Raw genomic sequence first — 17,422 nt, forward strand, 5'->3', positions numbered from 1 at the left:
CGACTTCCTTGTCATTAGCCGTGCGCGCATCCGCCTGCTGTGTTACGCCGAATAGGTTACCCGTGCGTACACGCGCGGTTCACCACCCCCAATTGTGCTCTACAACGCGCACTCGAAACGACGATTAGATTGTGATTTGTGACTACTTGGGTTCCAGACGTCCTCGGTGACGGATATCAGCAGCTGACGATCCCGCTCGGAACGGATCCGGACGGCGAAGGCGAGGTGGACGCGACACTGGTCCGCTACCAACCGCAGAAGGAGGCGGTGAAGACACGCCGTGCCGTTTTGTACGTGCACGGTTTCACCGATTACTTCTTCCAGAAGCACCTTGCCGAGCACTTCGCCGAGCAGGGCTACGCCTTCTTTGCACTCGACCTGCGTAAGTGCGGCCGGTCCCTCAAGCCGGGACACACAGCGCACTACGTCTCCGACCTCGCGCTCTACGACGCCGAACTGAACGAGGCGCTGCGCATCGTCGGCAGCGAGACCGACGGCAGCGAGGTGCTGCTGATGGCGCACTCCACTGGTGGTCTGATCGTTCCGCTGTGGCTGAACCGCTTGCAGCGCAAGCCCGGTGGCAGCGCCGGCGCCGGAATCTGCGGTCTCGTCCTCAACAGCCCGTGGTTCGACCTTCAGGGACCTTCGATGGTTCGCAACGTCGGTACCACCGCGATCGACGCCCTCGGTCGGGTCTCGGCAAAGACCGTGATCCCCGGCACCGGGCTACCGACTTACGGTTCCAGTCTTCACGTTTCGGCCAACGGAGTCTGGGATTACAACCTCGACTGGAAGCCGCTGGCCGGCTGCCCCGTCACCTTCGGCTGGATGCGGGCCGTCCGAGCGGGTCACGCAAAACTGCACCGCGGCCTCGACATCGGAGTGCCTGCGCTGATTCTGCGATCGAAGAAGTCGCAGTTCGCCAAGGCGTACAACCCGAGCGTCGATCTGGCGGATTCCGTGCTCGACGTCAAGCAGATCGCACGATGGGCCGGTTGCCTCGGCGATCGCACCAGCATCGTCCCGATCGACGGCGCCCGTCACGACGTGTTCCTGTCCACCGAGAAGCCCTTGGCCACAGCCTTTTCCGAACTCGACCTGTGGCTGGAGTGGCTCGACGGCCACCTCACGCAGGCGGTAGAAAGTTCGGCAAGCACCGCAAGCAACACACAGGAGATCGCGCAGTGACGCACTACGACCTTGCAATCATCGGCAGCGGATCCGGAAACTCGCTGCCCGACGAGCGGTTCGACGGCAAGAATATCGCAATCCTCGAAGAGGGCACGTTCGGCGGCACGTGCCTCAATGTCGGGTGCATCCCGACCAAGATGTTCGTCTACGCCGCCGAGGTGGCACGCACCATCACCACTGCCGAGAAGTACGGCGTCGACGCCACGCTCGACGGCGTCCGTTGGTCCGACATCGTCAAGCGCGTCTTCGGGCGCATCGATCCCATTTCCGCAGGTGGCGAGCGGTATCGCAGCGAAGACAGCCCCAACACCACCGTTTACCGCGGCCACGCCACGTTCACCGGCGAAAAGACGATCGACACCGGAACCGGCGAGACGATCACCGCCGATCAGGTGGTCATCGCGGCCGGGTCACGCCCGATCATCCCGGAAGAGATCGCGTCGAGTGGGGTGACGTACTACACCAACGAAGACATCATGCGACTGCCTGAACTTCCCGAGCACCTGGTCATCGTCGGCTCCGGATTCATCGCCACCGAATTCGCACACGTGTTCTCCGCGTTGGGTTCTCGCGTGTCGATCATCGGTCGCAGCCAGCGGCTGCTGCGGCACCTCGACGACGAGATCTCCGAGCGCTTCACCGAGTTGGCCGAACAGAAGTGGGACGTCCATCTGGGCTCCCCCCTCACGTCGGTACGCGGCGACGGCGACAACATCGCCGTCGAACTGGCAAACGGCACAGTCGTTTCCGGTGACGTTCTCCTCGTCGCGGTGGGTCGTCAGCCGAACGGTGACCTACTCGGTCTCGACAAGGCCGGCGTCGAGCTCGACGACAAGGGCTCGATCGTGGTCGACGAATACCAACGCACCACCGCAGAGGGCGTCTTCGCGCTCGGTGACGTCTCGTCGCCGTACCAACTCAAGCACGTCGCCAATCACGAAGCGCGAGTCGTTCAGCACAACCTGCTTCAGGATGCGTGGAAGGACACGTCCGGACTTCGCAGCACCGACCACCGCTTCGTACCCGCCGCAGTGTTCACCGACCCGCAGATCGCCGATGTCGGGATGACGGAGAAGCAGGCCCGCGACGCCGGACTCGACATCACCGTCAAGGTGCAGGCATACGGAGACGTCGCGTACGGGTGGGCGATGGAGGATCAGGAGGGTGTCTGCAAGGTGATCGCCGAGCGCGGCACCGGACGCATTCTCGGTGCCCACGTCATGGGTACGCAGGCTCCGACGGTGATCCAGCCGCTCATCCAGGCGATGAGCTTCGGTTTGTCGGCGCAGGACATGGCGCGCGGCCAGTACTGGATCCACCCGGCCCTGGCCGAAGTAGTCGAGAACGCGCTGCTCGGCCTCGACATCTGAGCCCCCGCACCCCGTACGGCATACGAAAAGGCGGGCACTCCGCGCAATGGGAGTGTCCGCCTTTTCGTAGGTCAGTGTTTCACCAGGGGCTGGTACGCAGCACGATCTCGGTTGCGAGTTCGGCCGGTGCCGACTTCACGATGTCGTCGACACCCGGAAGTTCCGTCACGCGGAAATCGGAGTACACGAAGCGACCGCTGGCGTCGGCAATGGTCCGACCTCCACTGCCCACGACGACCGTGGTCGGAACCTCGACCGGTGGAACGCCGGCAATATCGCTCGCCGAGGGATGTCCGCGGTCCACCGCGATCAGACTCGCGAAACGGCCGAACTGCCGTGCCGCCAACAGCCAGGCGAGATCAGCCCCCTCCCGGTGACCGACCAGGTTCACCCAGGCGATGTTCAACTCGTCCAGAAGTACCACTGCTGATGTCTCGTCGAGATTCTCGATCGATTCCACCGCGACGGTCCGCAGATCCGAATGATGCAGTCGCTCACACACATCGTCGTACAAGTCGACGGGGTCGCCCTTGCCGGGGAGCAGAAGTACCGCATGCTTGCTGACCGGCCCGTCGATCCGAACGGTGCACGAACCACTGCCCACCGCTACTCGAGTCAATTCCATGTCTGGAAACGGTACGCGATCCACACTGTGGAGGACCCTGGAGTCGACAGAAGTATGACCACTCATACATTCTCACCACCGCCTGCGAGTCCGATTTGTTCGCTCTGCACCACCTCCCCACTGAGCGAAAGTGGCTTTCGGCGCATCTGAGGCGACGGACGTACCGTTCGCTCGACGTGGGAGTGGTCCGAACAGTCCGAACTCGAGTGATGGCGCGGGGCTAGGTGCCGGACGGCTTCGGGAGCCGCGTCATTCCGTAGACGTGATCAGCGCGCACCGTGAGGATCTGTCGACGCTCCGCCACCATCGCTTCGCGGTACTCCTCCCAGTCTGGATGCTCCTGGCCGCTGATGTCCCGGTAGAGCTCGACCAGTGCGTCCGACACTTCGTCGTGAGGATCGGCCGCTGCGGGTGTCACCACGGCAAGTCCTTCGATCACGGCGTAGCTCCAGAAGTCGGGCGCGCTGACGTGGAGGGAAACCCGCGGATCACGCAAAGCATTACGGCTCTTGGCACGATCTGCGGTGATGGACACCGAAGCCGTCTTCGACTCGACGTCCCACCGGTAAATGATGTTGGACAACTGTGGGCGGCCGTCACGCTTGACGGTTGCCAGCACGCCTTGCTTTCCCTCGGCCACGAGTGCGAACAACGCGTCGTCGGTGCCTGTGTCATTGCTCATAATTGCACCAACGACGCCGTGCGGCCGGTTTGTTCCGGAGGCAGTCCAGTTCGAAGATTGCGGACCGCAATCGCGCGACTGCTCTTCCCCCAATCGACGGCGGCAGACGAAGATGATCGACATGGCAAATTCTCGCGACATACTCCGGCTGACTGTGTTCAGTTCGGATCCCGGCGGCGGCAATCCGGCCGGCGTAGTGCTCGACGCCCGTGGGCTCGGCGACTCCGAATTACAATCTGTTGCAGCCGAAATCGGGTATGCGGAGACGGCGTTCCTCATCGAACCGGCACTCGGAGACAACCCGCGCCACAGCCGGATCCGCTACTTCTCCCCCATCGCCGAAGTACCGTTCTGCGGTCATGCCACCATCGCGACTGCCGTAGCACTCACCGAGCGCGACGGCAGCGGAACCTTCGTTTTCGAAACACCGATCGGACCGGTATCCATCGACACGGCGACCGACGAAGACGGGCGATCCACCGCGACTTTCACCAGCGTCGAACCGTCGGTCACGCCGATCGATCATGCCGTGTTGACGGCACTGCTCGGGCTGATCGGCGTCGATTCGTCTGCACTGGACCAGCGGTATCCCTCCATGCTCTCGTACGCCGGCAACACGCACCCGATCGTTGTACTGCGCGATCAAGGGACGTTCGACGAGTTCACCTTCGATCCATCCGCAATGCGAACTCTGATGGACGCGCAGGGGTGGGGCGGCACGGTGACGATCCTGCATCCACTGGACGACTCCACTTTCGAAGCCCGCAATCTCTTTCCGGTGGGAGCCATCACCGAGGATCCGGCAACGGGCTCCGCTGCTGCATCGACCGGCGGTTACCTGCGCGAACTTGATCCCGCGCCCGCTCCTCGCCGGATCAGCATCTTGCAGGGACGACACGTCGGGCGTCCCAGTGTCCTCGAGGTCGACATCCCGGCAGGCGGCGGCATCGCAGTCACGGGCACCGCCGTGCCCATCGCCGATCCGCGGTAGCTGCCGGCGATGAGTTTCTCCGGGTCCGCAGGTCTACATCACAACACCGTCACAAGACCATGGCATCGAACCGGGAGAACATCATGTCTGCAATCGCGTCAACCGCACACAACCTCCACCTCACCAAGCCGCGTGCCGTACTCGGGGCCACCGTCATTGCCCTCGTCGCCAACCTGATCCTGTGGTTGATCGGCCTGGCATTGGGCGGATCGTTCGAGATGACAGATCAGGGAAAGGTGGCGAGCGTAGCTCCCGGCGGGGTCATCACACTGACGGTGGTGCCGCTGCTGGTCGGTTTGTCGCTCGCAATGTTGATCTCACTGAAGTGGGAGCCGATCATCCGCATCGCTCAGGTCGTGGGTGCAGTTTTTGCGCTCGGCACCATCGCTCTGACGATCGCCGCGGACTTCGACGCCGCCAGCACGGTCATGCTCGCTCTGATGCACGTGGTTGTCGCCGCGGGCGTCGTCGTCGCGCTGGAGGCTGTACGTCGGTCTCCGTCGAACTAGACCGCGGTTGGCGGCGCGGAATACGTCTCGACAATCTCGGCTGCCACGTCACGCAACCTGGTGTTCGTGGTCTGAGACTGTTTGCGCAGCATGTGAAATGCGGTGTCGGCGTCGATCCGATGGATGGCCATCAGCATGCCTTTGGCCTGTTCTATCGGCGCCCGGGTCTCGAGCGCGCGTTGCAAGGCATCAGCCACCGCCCTGGCAGATTTGAAGCGAGAGAAGTCGCCGATCGCACGTGAGACTGTTGTCGTGAGGATCTCCATGACGTCCGCGTCGACGCTGTCGAAGGCCGCTGGAGCGCGTCCGTACAGGTTGAACGAACCCAGTCGCTGATCCGGTGTGAAGAGCGGCGCCGCGAGAAATGACTTGATTCCTTCGTCTTTCGCCGCCGCCGCGAACCGTGGCCAGCGTTCCGCACTTCTCTCGGCGTCGACGACAACGGTTTCACCGGTTCGGGCCGCGTGCAGACACGGTCCGTCGCCGGCGTCGTACTGCTCGATGTCGACGCGCAGAGTCCGCGAATCTGTGTGAACGGCGGTGTAGGTCTGTCCCGCCAGATCGATCGTGACGCCGATGCTGTCGGCCCCGTCGATGGCGTCGTTCGCGATTTCGACGGCGCGCTGGAGCAGGATCACGAGTTCGTCCTCGTCGCCGATACTTCCCCCGAGCGCTGCCAGCAACTCTCGGACCGCGCTTGCAGTCAGTCGTGTTTCCGCAGCCTCGACGGCGACGTCAGCGCCGGCTGCCGTCGCGTCGTCCGGCATCACCGACGGGACCGAATCCTCGGTTCGCGGGTCGAAGCCTCTGGGGTCGAAAGCGGTATCCACGACGAAGCATTCTTCCAGTTTCGAGGGCAGGAAGGAGAGTGAGTTCGGCGACAAAACCCGGCAAACCGGCGAGCAGTCATCGCCATCGGTGGAGAGCGGCGCCGAGATTTCTTCTCGCCCGAGTGTGTTGGCCGCGAACCGCGTCCGGGCTCAGTTCCAGAACTGTCGCGATCTGCGGATACGTCATGCCCTCCACTTCCCGCAGGACCCAGGCGGCGCGCTGGTGTAGGGGTAGGCGATCGAGTTCGGATTCCAAGGCGTCGAGAAATGCTGTGCCGCATACTTCTTCGCTCGGATCGCGTAATCGGGGATCAGCTTCTTCGCGGAGTTCGTCCACGTCGGCGGCGCAGGAGCCGACTTTTCGATAGAAATCCGCGATCTTGCGAGAACAGATCGCGAACAACCACGTCTTGATGCTCGAGCGCCGCTGAAACCCCGGAAGTTGGCGCCACGCGGCCACGCACGTTTCCTGGACGATGTCGTCGACGTCACTCTCGCTCGCGAGCAGTCGACGGGCAAATCGATACAAGTGCGGGCCGTATCGGCGAACGATGACATCGAAGGCTGCGTGGTCGCCGAGCATTGCCGAGTCGACCAGCACCTCGTCACTGAAGTCGGCCAGCAAGCCGTCGAATTGATCTGCCACCGCGCACACTCCTACTAGGGAGCCGTCGCGGGAGTGAGGCCTGGCTATTCTACCGCGTCCACGCAGACGTCCACATCGAAGCCTGCGGGAGCGCTCTCAGCCGTCGAGTGCGGAGGCAATGACGGGGAGCCCACGCGGCACCCCGCCGTTGATCAGTTTCTCGAGCAGATCCTGGTCGAGATGCTGTTCCACCAGGTCGGCAAGCAGGTCGAGTTGTTGCTCGCGCACGGCGGCAACCGAGGTGTCGGGTGCAACAACAAAACCGGTAACCGCGATCTCCTGCAGCAGACTGCGCCGATAGTCGTCACTTTCGAGGAGTCCGTGCCAGTGGGTTCCTCGAACAGACCCTCGCACGCTACCTTCCGGTGTGCCTTCGGAACCCTCCAACAGTGGACGGTCGCCGTTGCGGACTACCCGGCCGTGATGAATCTCGTACCCGGACACCGAGATACCGTCTGCCGTACCGGCCACCTGCGCCAGCACCTTGTCGGGTGCGAACTCGATCTCGAGATCCAGCAGTCCGAGTCCCGCCGTGATACCCGACCCCGATTCGACGTCGTCGACGATGGACTTGCCCAGCATCTGATAGCCACCGCAGATTCCCAGCACTGCCTGCCCGCGAACTGCGCGAGCGATGATCTCGTCGGCCAGACCGGTACTGCGCAACCACTCGAGATCGCTGACAGTGGACTTGCTCCCCGGAATCACCACGAGGTCCGCGTCGCGAATACGCGCCGCGTCGGTGATCCACGAAACCGCAACGCCCGGTTCACATGCCAGCGCCTCGACATCCGTCGAATTGGAGATCCTCGGCAGCCTGATCGCGGCGACGCTCAACCACCGATCCCCCAGAGGCGGACGCGGTCGGCCGACGGGAGCATTCCCGGTCACCCCCAACGAGTCTTCGGCATCGAGCCAGAGGTCGTCGGCGAAGGGAATCACGCCGAGTGTCGGCCGACCGGTGAGGCTGTGCAGTTGTTCGAGGCCGGGTTCCAACAGGGCAACGTCGCCGCGGAATTTGTTGATCACGAACCCGGCGATCAACGACTGATCGCTCGGCGAGAGCACCGCTACGGTGCCGAAAAGATGGGCCAGAACGCCGCCGCGATCGATGTCACCGACGACGATGACCGGAATCCGTGCGGCCTCTGCCAACCCCATGTTGGCAAGATCCGTCGCGCGTAGGTTGATTTCGGCCGGTGAACCGGCGCCTTCACAGATCACGACGTCGAACTCGGATCGAAGCGATTCGAGATCCTCGGCCACGACTCCTCGAAGCCACTGGCGATGCTGCATGTAGTCGCGAGCACCCACCGTGGTCATCGCCTTGCCCCGAACGACAAGCTGCGACGTCCGGTCACTGCCCGGCTTGAGCAGCACCGGATTGAATCGAACACTCGGTTCGAGCCCGCACGCCCGTGCCTGAAGGGCCTGCGCACGGCCGATCTCTCCGCCGTCGAGCGTGACGACGGAATTGTTCGACATGTTCTGTGCTTTGAAGGGCGCCACTCGGACGCCTCGACGCGCCAACATGCGACACAATCCGGCCACCAGAACGCTCTTGCCGGCGTCGGACGTTGTGCCCGCTACCAGCAGAGCGCCATGCATCTCCGAACTCAAGGCAGGGTGAGAATCTCTGCACCGCTCTCGGTGACCACCAGGGTGTGCTCGAACTGTGCCGTCCACTTGCGATCCTTGGTGACGACGGTCCAGCCGTCCTCCCAGATCTCGTAGTCGATACCACCGAGGTTGATCATCGGTTCGATCGTGAAGACCATGCCCGGTTCGATGATGGTCTCGACCGCGGACTCGTCGTAGTGCAGGATCACGAGACCGTTGTGGAAGGTCTCACCGATTCCGTGCCCGGTGAAATCCCGGACGACGCCGTACCCGAAGCGGTGGGCGTACGACTCGATGACGCGTCCGATCACGTTGAGCGCGCGGCCGGGCTTGACGGCTTTGATGGCTCGCATCGTTGCCTCGTGTGTGCGCTCGACGAGCAAGCGGTTCTCCTCGGACACATCACCGGCAAGGAACGTCGCGTTGGTGTCCCCGTGTACCCCGTTGATGTACGCGGTGACGTCGATGTTGACGATGTCGCCATCCTGGATCACGGTCGAGTCCGGGATTCCGTGGCAGATCACCTCGTTGAGGGACGTGCAGCACGACTTGGGAAAGCTCTTGTAGCCCAACGTCGACGGGTAGGCGCCATGGTCGAGCATGAACTCGTGTGCGATGCGGTCGAGCTCGTCGGTCGTGGTACCGGGAGCCACCGCCTTGCCGGCTTCCTGCAGTGCGCCTGCGGCGATCTTGCTGGCGATGCGCATCGCCTCGATAGTCTCCGGCGTCTGAACCCAGGGCTCGTTGCCCTCTTTGGCGGTCGGCTTCCACGCGTACTCGGGCCGCTCGATCTTCGAGGGCACTGCGAGGACGGGAGAGACGGTTCCAGGGACCAATGGGGTGCGCACAGACATGCAGAACAGCCTAGACCTCGCGTCGCACGTCAGCCGGATGCACTCCAGTTCCGGAAAGCAGGATCGAGCAGGACCCTGGCGGGGGTCGACATCGTCTGTCCGAATTTCTCGAAGAGTTCGTCACGGGATTCGAAGGTGCCCAGATCACGGTCGACGAATTCGGAGAAATCCAAGCAATCACATGAAACCGACTTACCCCAACTGATCGGAGCACGTCCGATCGCGTCGAACAGAGTTTCCTCGCCGGCGTTCGTGAACGGTTCGACAGAAGAGACCGCAGAGACGTCTGGAAGGGCCGGGGGTGAAACGATCTCGGAAATGTCCCGCCAGCGTTCGTCGACCAGGAATTCCGGCCAGGCCAGCAGCACTGATTTCGGAATCACCGCATGTAGATGCCGAAATCGTGGATACCAGAACTCCCCACGGAGTACGAGACCGCGCACTCGGGTGGCGGTACCGTGGCGGCGAGCCAACGCTTCGACGACTGCAAGTCTCTGACTGCACGATCCGCGTCCTCGACTCAATGTCACCGACACAGGTTGCCGGTCGTCGAGCCCGTATACCGCCCGAATCCTTGCGCCGACGCTGCGATGCGCCGACACCAGGAACTCCTGCGCCGACTGGATTGCACCTCCCGCAATGTCGTCGTAGAGGCGGGCCACGTCGTCGTTGCCCCAGTCGAGAATCGGCGTCGCGGCTACATCGCCACCCGACGCGTCGTGGCGGATGTCACCGTCGCGAATCCCGCCGAGCAGCACGCACGTCATGGCTCGACCGTAGTGTGCGACCGGAATCCGTGCACGCCCGAAATCCGTCGAGCCTGACAGAATCCGACCCGTGAAGAAATGGCTGCTGTTGATCTCCGCGATCCTGACCGAGGTGTCTGCGACCCTGTCGTTGCGCGCGGCCCTCGATCACCCCGCCTGGTACGTCGTGGTCGTCGCGGGATATCTGGCGGCGTTCACCGCTTTGTCGTTCGTCCTGCGAGAGGGCATGGGACTCGGTGTCGCATACGGAATCTGGGGCGCAACCGGAGTCGTCCTCACCGCGGTGTTCGCAACTGCCCTTTTCGGGGATCCGCTGACGGCCACCATGGGCGTTGGGATTGCATTGGTCATCGGCGGAGTGCTGTGCGTCGAACTCGGCTCTCAAGCAGCTGCCGACAGCGGACCGGCGGACCCGGCATGACCTTTGTGTTTCTGATCGCTGCGATTATTTCCGAGGTCACCGCAACACTCTCACTGAGGATGGCGTCGCAGGACGGCAGCGACAAGCGTTGGTTTGCAGTTGTCACCGTGGGGTATCTCGCCGCTTTTGCCTTCCTCACACTCGCGCTCGACGCGGGCCTGACGATCGGCGTGGCGTACGGCATCTGGACCGCATGCGGGGTGGCGCTGACGGCAATCGCATCCCGCATTCTCTTTCGCGAACCGCTGACCAAACTGATGATCGTGGGGATCGGTCTCATCGCCGCAGGCGTGCTTCTCATCGAACTCGGAGCGGGTCACTGAGCCCAGCGGATTCCAGTGTAAGGTTTACCTAACTTTGCTCTGGAGGTAGTCCGCGGTGCTGATCCCTGCCCTTCGTGAAATCGACGACGGTCCACACCTGGACGACGGTCCCCACGTACGGGAAGCCGACCGCCACACTCCGATCGCGCGTGCCGTCCCGGCGCCATTTCAACTGACGACGTACATCGTCGAGACCGACCACATCACGCAGTGGCCACAGCACGCTCATGCCGAGCACGAACTGATCTGGTCCGACCGGGGCGTCGTCAACATGATCATCGACAATCAACTCTGGACCGTCACGCCCGGCGTCGGCCTGTGGATCCCTCGCGGAGTCCTCCACGAAGGTCAGGCCAATCCCCACGTCGCATTCCGTGCCACCCTCTTCACCCCCGAGTTGTGGACTCCCGCATGGAACGAACCGTGCATCGTGACACTGAGTGAGGCAGCCCGGGCACTGCTGATACACCTCGCCCATACCGGAATGCCTGCAGAACAACGCCTTCGGGCACAGCAGGTTTGTGTCGATCTCCTCACCCCGGCATCGGCACCTCACTTCGACGTACCGATCCCCCGAGATCCGCGGCTACGGATGCTCGTCGACAAAGTGCTGTCGGATCCCGCCGACGATCGATCACTCGATCAGTGGGCTCACGTTCTCAATCTCAGCCGACGTACGGTCACCCGGATTTTTGCCGCGGAACTCGCGTTGAGCTTTGCGCAGTGGCGCACGCTGGTTCGCATGAGCACAGCCCTCGGCATGCTCGGGACCGGAATGAGTGTGAACGCCGTCAGCCGCCGTGTCGGTTACGGGACGTCGAGTTCCTTCATCGCCGCTTTTCGCAAGACGGTCGGCTACACCCCCGGCAATGCGCTCGCCGCTGTCAACTGACTCGAGCCTGACCTGTTGTCGACATCGGCTGGCCCCTTCGCTACACGCACGCGCCCTACATTCACTTAGGTAAGCCTGCTCTCATGTGCGTACCGCGCTGAGTCGTGCAAGCACTTCCCCGATCAATCCCGAGGAGTTTCGCGTGTTCAGATCTGCCCGTCAGAGAATTCGTCCCCAACGGAAGAGGCGAATTGTCGTTGCGCTGATGGTGGCGGCCGCACTGCCTCTGACCGCCTGCACGCAGTCGTCATCGGACGCCCAGGAAAATAGTTCGTCGGCATCCGCTGTCGAGGACGGCGCATATCCCGTCACGATCGAGCACGCATTCGGCGGCACCACCATCGACAAGGAACCGACACGGATCCTCACCCTCGATTCCGCGGCGGCAGACACCGTCATCGCCCTCGGCGTCACCCCGATCGCGATGCAGAAGGACTCGTGGGCCGGCGACGCCGACGGGTTCCTGCCGTGGACGCGGGCAGAACTCGAAAAGTCAGGCCAGACGCTGCCCACCCCCGCGCCGTACTACTCCGACAGCGGTGAGCTTCTGTTCGAGCAGATTCTCAATGCCGCGCCCGATCTGATTCTTGCCCCGTACTCGGGGTTCTCCGAGCAGGATTACCAGCGGCTGAGCTCGATCGCTCCTACCCTTCCCTACGACACCAAGCCGTATCAGCCGAGCTCGTGGCAAAACCTCGCCACCGATGTAGGCAAGGCCCTCGGCCGTCCCGCTCAGACCGCAGCGCTGATCAAGTCGGTTGAGGAAACGGTTCAGGAGTCGAAGGCGAGCCACCCCGAATTCAACGGAGTCACCTTTGCCTTCGGGTCCTATATCCGCGAAGGAGAAACCGAAACTGCCATCTACGGTCCGGACGATCCACGCGTCAAGTTTGTCGAAAACCTCGGGCTCACAGTCGCCCCCGACGTGGTGAACGGCGCCAAGAACTTCGCCGGCGACTCGTTCTTGTTCGGCATCAGCATGGAGAAGCTCGACACGATCAACACCGACGTTTATCTCGGCTGGGCAAGCGATCAGTCGGAGGTCGACAGCACATTGGCCAACACTCTGTTCGCACGGTGGCCGGTCATCGCCAACGGAAAAGACTTGTGGATCACCGACAATCGCCTGACAGCCGCGACCATGTACGTCAGTGTTCTGAGCGTCCCGTGGGCAACCGACCAGCTCGTGCCTCAGTTGACCGAACTGGTCGCGAAGTAACAGCCCGCTCGGTCCGGTCAAGCAACTGAAGGCCACTCACTGCGCAACATTGAAAAAACCACAGTGTCGGTCCACTCGTTCTTGATCCACGCGTTCTGCCGAAAATGCGCCTCTCGCCGCATCCCGATTCGCCGCGCGAGTCGTGCCGAGGATTCGTTTCTCGCATCCATCTGCGCGACCACACGGCGTAATCGGGGTGTTGCGAACACCAGGTCGATCAGAGCGGTCACAGCTTCCGTCGCGAATCCTCGGCCGCCGAAGTCGGGCGAGAATGCCCACCCGACTTCTGCCGTGTGCGCGGTTTCGGCTGTGCAACCCGATTCCTCGACTAGCCAGGCACTCACACTTCCGACAACCATGCCGTCACTTTCAACAACAAGTGCTACCGCTCCGGCCGCAAGGTCACGACGACAGATCCTGCTCTGCACAGCCTCGCGAGCCTCCGCGAGATCCCAGGGATCGTTCAGCAAATACCGGCATACGTCGCTGCGCCCGTAGAAGGTGAGGAGATCCCGGTGATCGCCTGGACGGTAGGTACGAAGCACCAACCGATCCGTCCGAATCATTTCCGGTGCAGTCGTCGTCGCCCCACCTACGTCCGCCATATCCATGCCGACACGGTAGGTTCTTTCGAATTCGTAGGCGAATGAATATCGCAATGCCGTGCAGCGCTCAATGTTTGATTTGCCCTCCGACGGGCTATTTCACCACCGTAAATGGTCGGAATACGGAGTTATGCCAGGCAATTTCGCACTTGATACCAAGGGGCGCTCATGTCCGAAGATTCACTGGTAAAGCAGGGTGTGGCAAAAGGAAGCGCCCTGGGCGGAGCGGTTCTCCTCGTCACCGTCGGTGTGCTCGAAATTCTGCAAGGCATCTCGGCGATATCCGAGGACGACGTTATTGTCGTCGGCCCTGAATACGCGTACCAATTCGACCTCACCTCCTGGGGATGGATTCACCTCGCACTCGGCGTGCTCGTCACCGCTGTCGGAATCATGCTCTTCACCGGCGCGACGTGGGCACGGGTAGGCGCGATAATCTTCTGTTCGCTCTCGATCCTCGCGAATTTCCTGTGGTTACCCCACTCTCCGTGGTGGTCGATCACCATCATCGCGCTCGACGTGTTCGTCATCTGGGCTGTCGCGACATGGAATCCCGACGTGATCTGAGGCCACACCTTCGGTTCCACCCCTCGAGTTCAACGTTTTCATCTGTGCGGCAGCAGTTTCCCTCCGGAGAGGAACATGATGGCAAACGGCACGAGCGACGGCCCACTCCACGAGGACGAACGTGCCGAACTAGCCCGATTACGCGAAGAAGTAGCAACACTGCGCGAGCAGACTCCAACACTGCGCGAGCTGACTCCCAGCGCCCGCGAAACGACCGTCGAGAAAGTCTCCCGACCACCTCGACACGGGCTGCGGTGGACCGCGGTGACAATCCTGCTGGTGCTGGTGGCACTACTCGCAGTCTTGTCGGTAACCACCCGCTTCGTCCGAAGTCAGATCCTCGACACCGACCGCTACGTCAGCACGGTAGCGCCGCTGGGTGAGAATCCAGCCGTGCAAGCGGAGATCACGAATCAAGTCACGGACGAGATCTTCGATCGCGTCGACGTCGAAGGGCTCACCACCGAGGCACTCACCGCATTGACGGACGTTTCGAATCTCGCAGCCAACGCGCCCCGCGTGGACCAGGCATTGGTGGGTTTGGCACCGGTGATCGCCGGCCAGGCGAAGAGTTTCGTCCACGACACAGTGGGCTCGCTCGTACAGACGCAGCAGTTCGAAGACCTGTGGATTCAAGCCAACCGAGCGGCGCACAACTCTCTCGTCGCAGTCATGACCGGAAACTACGGCCCCGACTCCGTCGAGGTCGACCAGAGCGGAACCGTCAGCATTTCACTGAGCACGATCATCGACCGGGTGAAAACGGCCTTGACCGATCGCGGCTTCGCTTTCGCAGACAAAATCCCCTCCGTGGACAAGGAATTTGTACTCTTCCAGTCCCCCGAGCTGGTGAAGGCTCAGCGAGCCGTCTCGGCACTCGACAAGGTCTCAGCGGTGTTGCCGTGGTTGGGAATCGCTTGCGCGGCAGCCGCTGTCGCCGTTGCGCCAACCGGTCGCAGGCTCCGCGCACTGTCCCTGGTCGGCTTGTCGATTGCGTTGGGAATGCTGGTTCTCGCGATCGGAATTCTCATCGGACGCGCAATCTACCTCGACACTGTCCCCACCGATATCCTCTCGCCAGACGCCGCCACAGCGGTCATCGACACCGTTCTGGTGCCGCTGCGGACGAGTCTGCGCGCGGTTGCGGCCCTCGGCGTGGTGGTGGGACTCGGCGCCTACCTCGTCGGTGGGTCGTCGTCGGCGATCGCCGTTCGACGAGGCTACGGGCAGGCGTTGGACTTCGTCCGGCATTCTTCAAGCGGCCGTACGCCGAATCAGGTGGAGCGGTGGGCCAATCAGCTTCGTGTTCCGCTGCGCTGCGCCATCATCGGCATCGCCGCACTGTTGCTGCTTTTCTGGCGCTACCCCACCGGATTGGTCGTGGGTTGGATCGTCGTGATTGCCTTGGTCGCACTCGTCGCGCTGGAAGTGCTGGTTCGTCCTGCCCGCGCTGCCGCACAGGACATCAGGCCTGACAGTAGCGGCCCTGACATTAACGACGACGAGAAAACTACGCCAGCGCCTTTGCCTTGACGGCCTGGAATTCCTGTTCGTCGATCGCGCCGGAGTCGAGAAGCTCTCTGGCGTCGGCGATCTGCTGAGTCGGAGATTTGCCGGCGACGGTTCGGATGTAGTCACTTTGCGCGTGTATGTGCTGCTGGGCGGCCTCCATCGACCGCCGCGTCATTCCGTCATTCTTCACGACCACGTAGATCATCGCGGACAAGAATGGAATGACGAAGAGGAAAATCATCCATAAAGCTTTGGCCCAGCCCGAAGTCTCGTGATCACGGAACAAGTCGGTGATGATCGAGAACAGCACGCTCAAGTAGGCCACAAACGCAAAGCAAACGAAGATGAACCAGAAGAATTCCCAGAAGCCTTCCATGTCAACGCTCCCTGTACTCGGTTTCCACATCAGGAGTCGGGAGACTGACGTTCCGCGCCTGAAATCCGCATGCGGCCAGAACTCCCTGGTCCAAGGTCATTTCAGTATGCGCCGACGACGCCCGTTCCGGCTACAGCTCGAGTGAGTTGAGGCTCGCCGACCGCTCATCCAGTATCGGAATCACGATTCTCCGATTCGAGATCTCTTGTCTGGCCGCCTTTTCGACGAGGAGAGGCACGAAGTCACGGATCCGACAGCCGACAAAGCGCTCGTGAATTTTTCGCACTCTGGCTTCGATCTCCGTTGGCGAAACGGCGGGATAGCGGGAAATCAGGCGAGTGATCACCCGCTCGACGTGGAGCAACTCTTCGTCGCCAGTCATCCATTAATGGTCGTCCGTCCAGACGAGCGCGTCAAGGCTCGAAACAGGTTCGAAAACAACACGATTCGGGTCTCGATCACGGAGAGAATAGGTTGACCGAATACGGGGCATACACATACGAGCGGACGATCCCCGCACGCTCACGATGCGCTCACGATGGCAGGGAGTCGAAGTGGGAAAGAACGCTCGACTCGCCACGACGACACAGCGTCGATTCTTCACGACGACGATGCACCCGTCGCAGAAAAGCCGATGAAGAACAAGGTGTACCGCCGCAAACTCAAGCCGATGCACGGAGAACTCGTCGCATTGCAGGAGTGGGTCAAATCGTCTGGCGCCAAGGTCTGCATCGTATTCGAGGGCCGAGATACCGCAGGGAAGGGCGGTGTCATCAAAGCCATCACCGAGCGAGTGAGTCCGCGAGTATTCCGGGTCGTTGCGCTACCCGCCCCGACCGAGCGTGAGCATTCGCAGATGTACGTCCAGCGATACGTCCCGCATCTCCCGGCGGCCGGTGAGATCGTCATTTTCGACCGCAGTTGGTACAACCGTGCCGGTGTCGAACGGGTGATGGGCTTCTGCACCGAAGAACAGGCACATCAATTTCTCCAGCTCATTCCGACCGTCGAGCGTGCGATCGTGGAATCCGGCGTCATTCTGCTCAAGTACTGGCTCGAGGTCAGCGAAGAGCAGCAGCTTCTGCGTTTGCAAAGCCGAATCGACGACCCTCGAAAGATCTGGAAGCTGTCAGATCTGGATCTGAAGTCGTTCAGTCATTGGTACGACTACTCGCGTGCCCGCGACGAGATGTTTCGCTTCACCGACACCGGCTGGGCACCTTGGTATGTCGCGAACAACGACGACAAGAAACGCGGGCGACTCAACATCATCAGCCACATTCTGAGTCAGATCCCTTACGAACCGTTGCAATCGACTGACATCACGTTGCCGAAGCGGCAGAAGGCCCACGGCTACCAGACGCCCAAACAACCGCTGCACTGGATTCCGACCCGGTATTGACGATCGCCAAGGAAAGGACG

At 62.0% G+C, this 17,422-nt stretch carries 21 protein-coding genes; 11 read left to right on the forward strand and 10 right to left on the reverse strand.

From position 1 onward, the window contains the following. Positions 1 to 138: 138 nt before the first annotated feature. Together ACFT1A_RS26865 and mtr are read left to right on the forward strand one after the other, a co-directional pair. Positions 139 to 1,188, forward strand: a complete 1,050-nt coding sequence (locus ACFT1A_RS26865) for an alpha/beta hydrolase (RefSeq protein WP_378449481.1) — start codon at positions 139 to 141, stop codon at positions 1,186 to 1,188. Continuing rightward, positions 1,185 to 2,561: a mycothione reductase gene (mtr, locus tag ACFT1A_RS26870; RefSeq protein ID WP_378449482.1), complete on the forward strand. Its 1,377-nt coding sequence runs from the start codon at positions 1,185 to 1,187 to the stop codon at positions 2,559 to 2,561. Before ACFT1A_RS26865 ends, mtr begins: the two co-directional genes overlap by 4 nt. A gap of 79 nt (positions 2,562 to 2,640) precedes the next feature. Here mtr and ACFT1A_RS26875 read toward each other — a convergent pair whose 3' ends face one another. Together ACFT1A_RS26875 and ACFT1A_RS26880 are read right to left on the reverse strand one after the other, a co-directional pair. Beyond that, on the reverse strand, positions 2,641 to 3,186 hold the full coding sequence (locus ACFT1A_RS26875; RefSeq protein ID WP_378449483.1) for an alpha/beta fold hydrolase: 546 nt from the start codon (positions 3,184 to 3,186) through the stop codon (positions 2,641 to 2,643). Positions 3,187 to 3,406: 220 nt separating this feature from the next. Beyond that, positions 3,407 to 3,868, reverse strand: a complete 462-nt coding sequence (locus tag ACFT1A_RS26880) for a PPOX class F420-dependent oxidoreductase (protein WP_378449484.1) — start codon at positions 3,866 to 3,868, stop codon at positions 3,407 to 3,409. Positions 3,869 to 3,989: 121 nt separating this feature from the next. Here ACFT1A_RS26880 and ACFT1A_RS26885 point away from each other — a divergent pair, with 121 nt between their 5' ends. Both ACFT1A_RS26885 and ACFT1A_RS26890 read left to right on the forward strand, forming a co-directional pair. Further along, positions 3,990 to 4,859, forward strand: a complete 870-nt coding sequence (locus tag ACFT1A_RS26885; protein ID WP_378449485.1) for a PhzF family phenazine biosynthesis protein — start codon at positions 3,990 to 3,992, stop codon at positions 4,857 to 4,859. A gap of 83 nt (positions 4,860 to 4,942) precedes the next feature. Beyond that, positions 4,943 to 5,368, forward strand: a complete 426-nt coding sequence (locus tag ACFT1A_RS26890) for a DUF6069 family protein (protein WP_378449486.1) — start codon at positions 4,943 to 4,945, stop codon at positions 5,366 to 5,368. Here the strand turns inward: ACFT1A_RS26890 and ACFT1A_RS26895 are convergent. The 5 genes from ACFT1A_RS26895 to ACFT1A_RS26915 form a co-directional block, all read right to left on the reverse strand. After that, positions 5,365 to 6,198 (reverse strand): ANTAR domain-containing protein, encoded by an 834-nt coding sequence (locus tag ACFT1A_RS26895; RefSeq protein ID WP_378449487.1) that lies wholly within the window; start codon positions 6,196 to 6,198, stop codon positions 5,365 to 5,367. The genes ACFT1A_RS26890 and ACFT1A_RS26895 overlap by 4 nt on opposite strands. 76 nt (positions 6,199 to 6,274) lie before the next feature. Continuing rightward, positions 6,275 to 6,844 carry an RNA polymerase sigma factor gene (locus ACFT1A_RS26900; RefSeq protein WP_378449488.1) on the reverse strand — a complete coding sequence of 190 codons (570 nt, stop codon included), beginning with the start codon at positions 6,842 to 6,844 and terminating at the stop codon, positions 6,275 to 6,277. 96 nt (positions 6,845 to 6,940) lie between these two features. Next, complete coding sequence (locus ACFT1A_RS26905) at positions 6,941 to 8,452, reverse strand: cobyric acid synthase (RefSeq protein WP_378449489.1); 1,512 nt, start codon at positions 8,450 to 8,452, stop codon at positions 6,941 to 6,943. Positions 8,453 to 8,460: 8 nt separating this feature from the next. Further along, the gene (gene map, locus ACFT1A_RS26910) at positions 8,461 to 9,318 is read right to left on the reverse strand and encodes a type I methionyl aminopeptidase (RefSeq protein ID WP_378449490.1); all 858 of its coding nucleotides are present in this window, start codon (positions 9,316 to 9,318) and stop codon (positions 8,461 to 8,463) included. Positions 9,319 to 9,347: 29 nt separating this feature from the next. After that, entirely contained in the window at positions 9,348 to 10,085 is a 738-nt protein-coding gene (locus ACFT1A_RS26915) for a hypothetical protein (RefSeq protein ID WP_378449491.1), read from the reverse strand. A 70-nt stretch (positions 10,086 to 10,155) separates the two neighbouring features. Between ACFT1A_RS26915 and ACFT1A_RS26920 the strand changes: the two genes are divergently transcribed. The 4 genes from ACFT1A_RS26920 (at position 10,156) to ACFT1A_RS26935 (ending at position 12,940) form a co-directional block, all read left to right on the forward strand. Further along, complete coding sequence (locus ACFT1A_RS26920; RefSeq protein ID WP_378449492.1) at positions 10,156 to 10,506, forward strand: DMT family transporter; 351 nt, start codon at positions 10,156 to 10,158, stop codon at positions 10,504 to 10,506. Next, positions 10,503 to 10,829, forward strand: a complete 327-nt coding sequence (locus ACFT1A_RS26925) for a DMT family transporter (protein WP_378449493.1) — start codon at positions 10,503 to 10,505, stop codon at positions 10,827 to 10,829. Before ACFT1A_RS26920 ends, ACFT1A_RS26925 begins: the two co-directional genes overlap by 4 nt. Positions 10,830 to 10,884: 55 nt before the next feature. Continuing rightward, the gene (locus ACFT1A_RS26930) at positions 10,885 to 11,721 is read left to right on the forward strand and encodes an AraC family transcriptional regulator (RefSeq protein WP_378449494.1); all 837 of its coding nucleotides are present in this window, start codon (positions 10,885 to 10,887) and stop codon (positions 11,719 to 11,721) included. A gap of 142 nt (positions 11,722 to 11,863) precedes the next feature. Further along, positions 11,864 to 12,940: an ABC transporter substrate-binding protein gene (locus tag ACFT1A_RS26935; RefSeq protein ID WP_378449495.1), complete on the forward strand. Its 1,077-nt coding sequence runs from the start codon at positions 11,864 to 11,866 to the stop codon at positions 12,938 to 12,940. A 17-nt stretch (positions 12,941 to 12,957) separates the two neighbouring features. Here ACFT1A_RS26935 and ACFT1A_RS26940 read toward each other — a convergent pair whose 3' ends face one another. Then, positions 12,958 to 13,551, reverse strand: coding sequence for a GNAT family N-acetyltransferase (locus ACFT1A_RS26940; protein WP_378449496.1), 594 nt, complete (start codon positions 13,549 to 13,551; stop codon positions 12,958 to 12,960). Positions 13,552 to 13,713: 162 nt separating this feature from the next. Here ACFT1A_RS26940 and ACFT1A_RS26945 point away from each other — a divergent pair, with 162 nt between their 5' ends. Together ACFT1A_RS26945 and ACFT1A_RS26950 are read left to right on the forward strand one after the other, a co-directional pair. After that, positions 13,714 to 14,112 (forward strand): hypothetical protein, encoded by a 399-nt coding sequence (locus ACFT1A_RS26945; protein WP_378449497.1) that lies wholly within the window; start codon positions 13,714 to 13,716, stop codon positions 14,110 to 14,112. A gap of 78 nt (positions 14,113 to 14,190) precedes the next feature. Further along, a complete protein-coding gene (locus ACFT1A_RS26950) occupies positions 14,191 to 15,645 on the forward strand; it encodes a hypothetical protein (protein WP_378449498.1) in 1,455 nt (484 codons plus the stop codon). Here the strand turns inward: ACFT1A_RS26950 and ACFT1A_RS26955 are convergent. After that, entirely contained in the window at positions 15,623 to 16,000 is a 378-nt protein-coding gene (locus tag ACFT1A_RS26955; RefSeq protein WP_378449499.1) for an SHOCT domain-containing protein, read from the reverse strand. The two genes, ACFT1A_RS26950 and ACFT1A_RS26955, sit on opposite strands and share 23 nt — an antisense overlap. A 130-nt stretch (positions 16,001 to 16,130) precedes the next feature. After that, positions 16,131 to 16,382, reverse strand: coding sequence for a three-helix bundle dimerization domain-containing protein (locus ACFT1A_RS26960; RefSeq protein ID WP_378449500.1), 252 nt, complete (start codon positions 16,380 to 16,382; stop codon positions 16,131 to 16,133). 156 nt (positions 16,383 to 16,538) lie between these two features. Between ACFT1A_RS26960 and ppk2 the strand changes: the two genes are divergently transcribed. Next, the gene (gene ppk2 / locus ACFT1A_RS26965) at positions 16,539 to 17,402 is read left to right on the forward strand and encodes a polyphosphate kinase 2 (protein ID WP_378449501.1); all 864 of its coding nucleotides are present in this window, start codon (positions 16,539 to 16,541) and stop codon (positions 17,400 to 17,402) included. The last annotated feature ends 20 nt before the right edge of the window (positions 17,403 to 17,422 follow it).

It is taken from the genome of Rhodococcus sp. NPDC057135 (assembly GCF_042670865.1).
In the GTDB taxonomy this organism is placed as follows: domain Bacteria; phylum Actinomycetota; class Actinomycetes; order Mycobacteriales; family Mycobacteriaceae; genus Rhodococcus_F.

Coding starts and splice junctions, on each gene's coding strand:
- ACFT1A_RS26885 (WP_378449485.1), top strand. CDS start 3,990: ATGGCAAATTCTCGCGACATACTCCGGCTGACTGTGTTCAGTTCGGAT.
- ACFT1A_RS26905 (WP_378449489.1), bottom strand. CDS start 8,452: ATGCATGGCGCTCTGCTGGTAGCGGGCACAACGTCCGACGCCGGCAAG.
- ACFT1A_RS26955 (WP_378449499.1), bottom strand. CDS start 16,000: ATGGAAGGCTTCTGGGAATTCTTCTGGTTCATCTTCGTTTGCTTTGCG.
- ACFT1A_RS26915 (WP_378449491.1), bottom strand. CDS start 10,085: ATGACGTGCGTGCTGCTCGGCGGGATTCGCGACGGTGACATCCGCCAC.
- ACFT1A_RS26940 (WP_378449496.1), bottom strand. CDS start 13,551: ATGGATATGGCGGACGTAGGTGGGGCGACGACGACTGCACCGGAAATG.
- ACFT1A_RS26950 (WP_378449498.1), top strand. CDS start 14,191: ATGGCAAACGGCACGAGCGACGGCCCACTCCACGAGGACGAACGTGCC.
- ACFT1A_RS26890 (WP_378449486.1), top strand. CDS start 4,943: ATGTCTGCAATCGCGTCAACCGCACACAACCTCCACCTCACCAAGCCG.
- ACFT1A_RS26960 (WP_378449500.1), bottom strand. CDS start 16,382: ATGACTGGCGACGAAGAGTTGCTCCACGTCGAGCGGGTGATCACTCGC.
- map (WP_378449490.1), bottom strand. CDS start 9,318: ATGTCTGTGCGCACCCCATTGGTCCCTGGAACCGTCTCTCCCGTCCTC.
- ACFT1A_RS26875 (WP_378449483.1), bottom strand. CDS start 3,186: ATGGAATTGACTCGAGTAGCGGTGGGCAGTGGTTCGTGCACCGTTCGG.
- ACFT1A_RS26945 (WP_378449497.1), top strand. CDS start 13,714: ATGTCCGAAGATTCACTGGTAAAGCAGGGTGTGGCAAAAGGAAGCGCC.
- ACFT1A_RS26925 (WP_378449493.1), top strand. CDS start 10,503: ATGACCTTTGTGTTTCTGATCGCTGCGATTATTTCCGAGGTCACCGCA.
- ACFT1A_RS26880 (WP_378449484.1), bottom strand. CDS start 3,868: ATGAGCAATGACACAGGCACCGACGACGCGTTGTTCGCACTCGTGGCC.
- ppk2 (WP_378449501.1), top strand. CDS start 16,539: ATGGCAGGGAGTCGAAGTGGGAAAGAACGCTCGACTCGCCACGACGAC.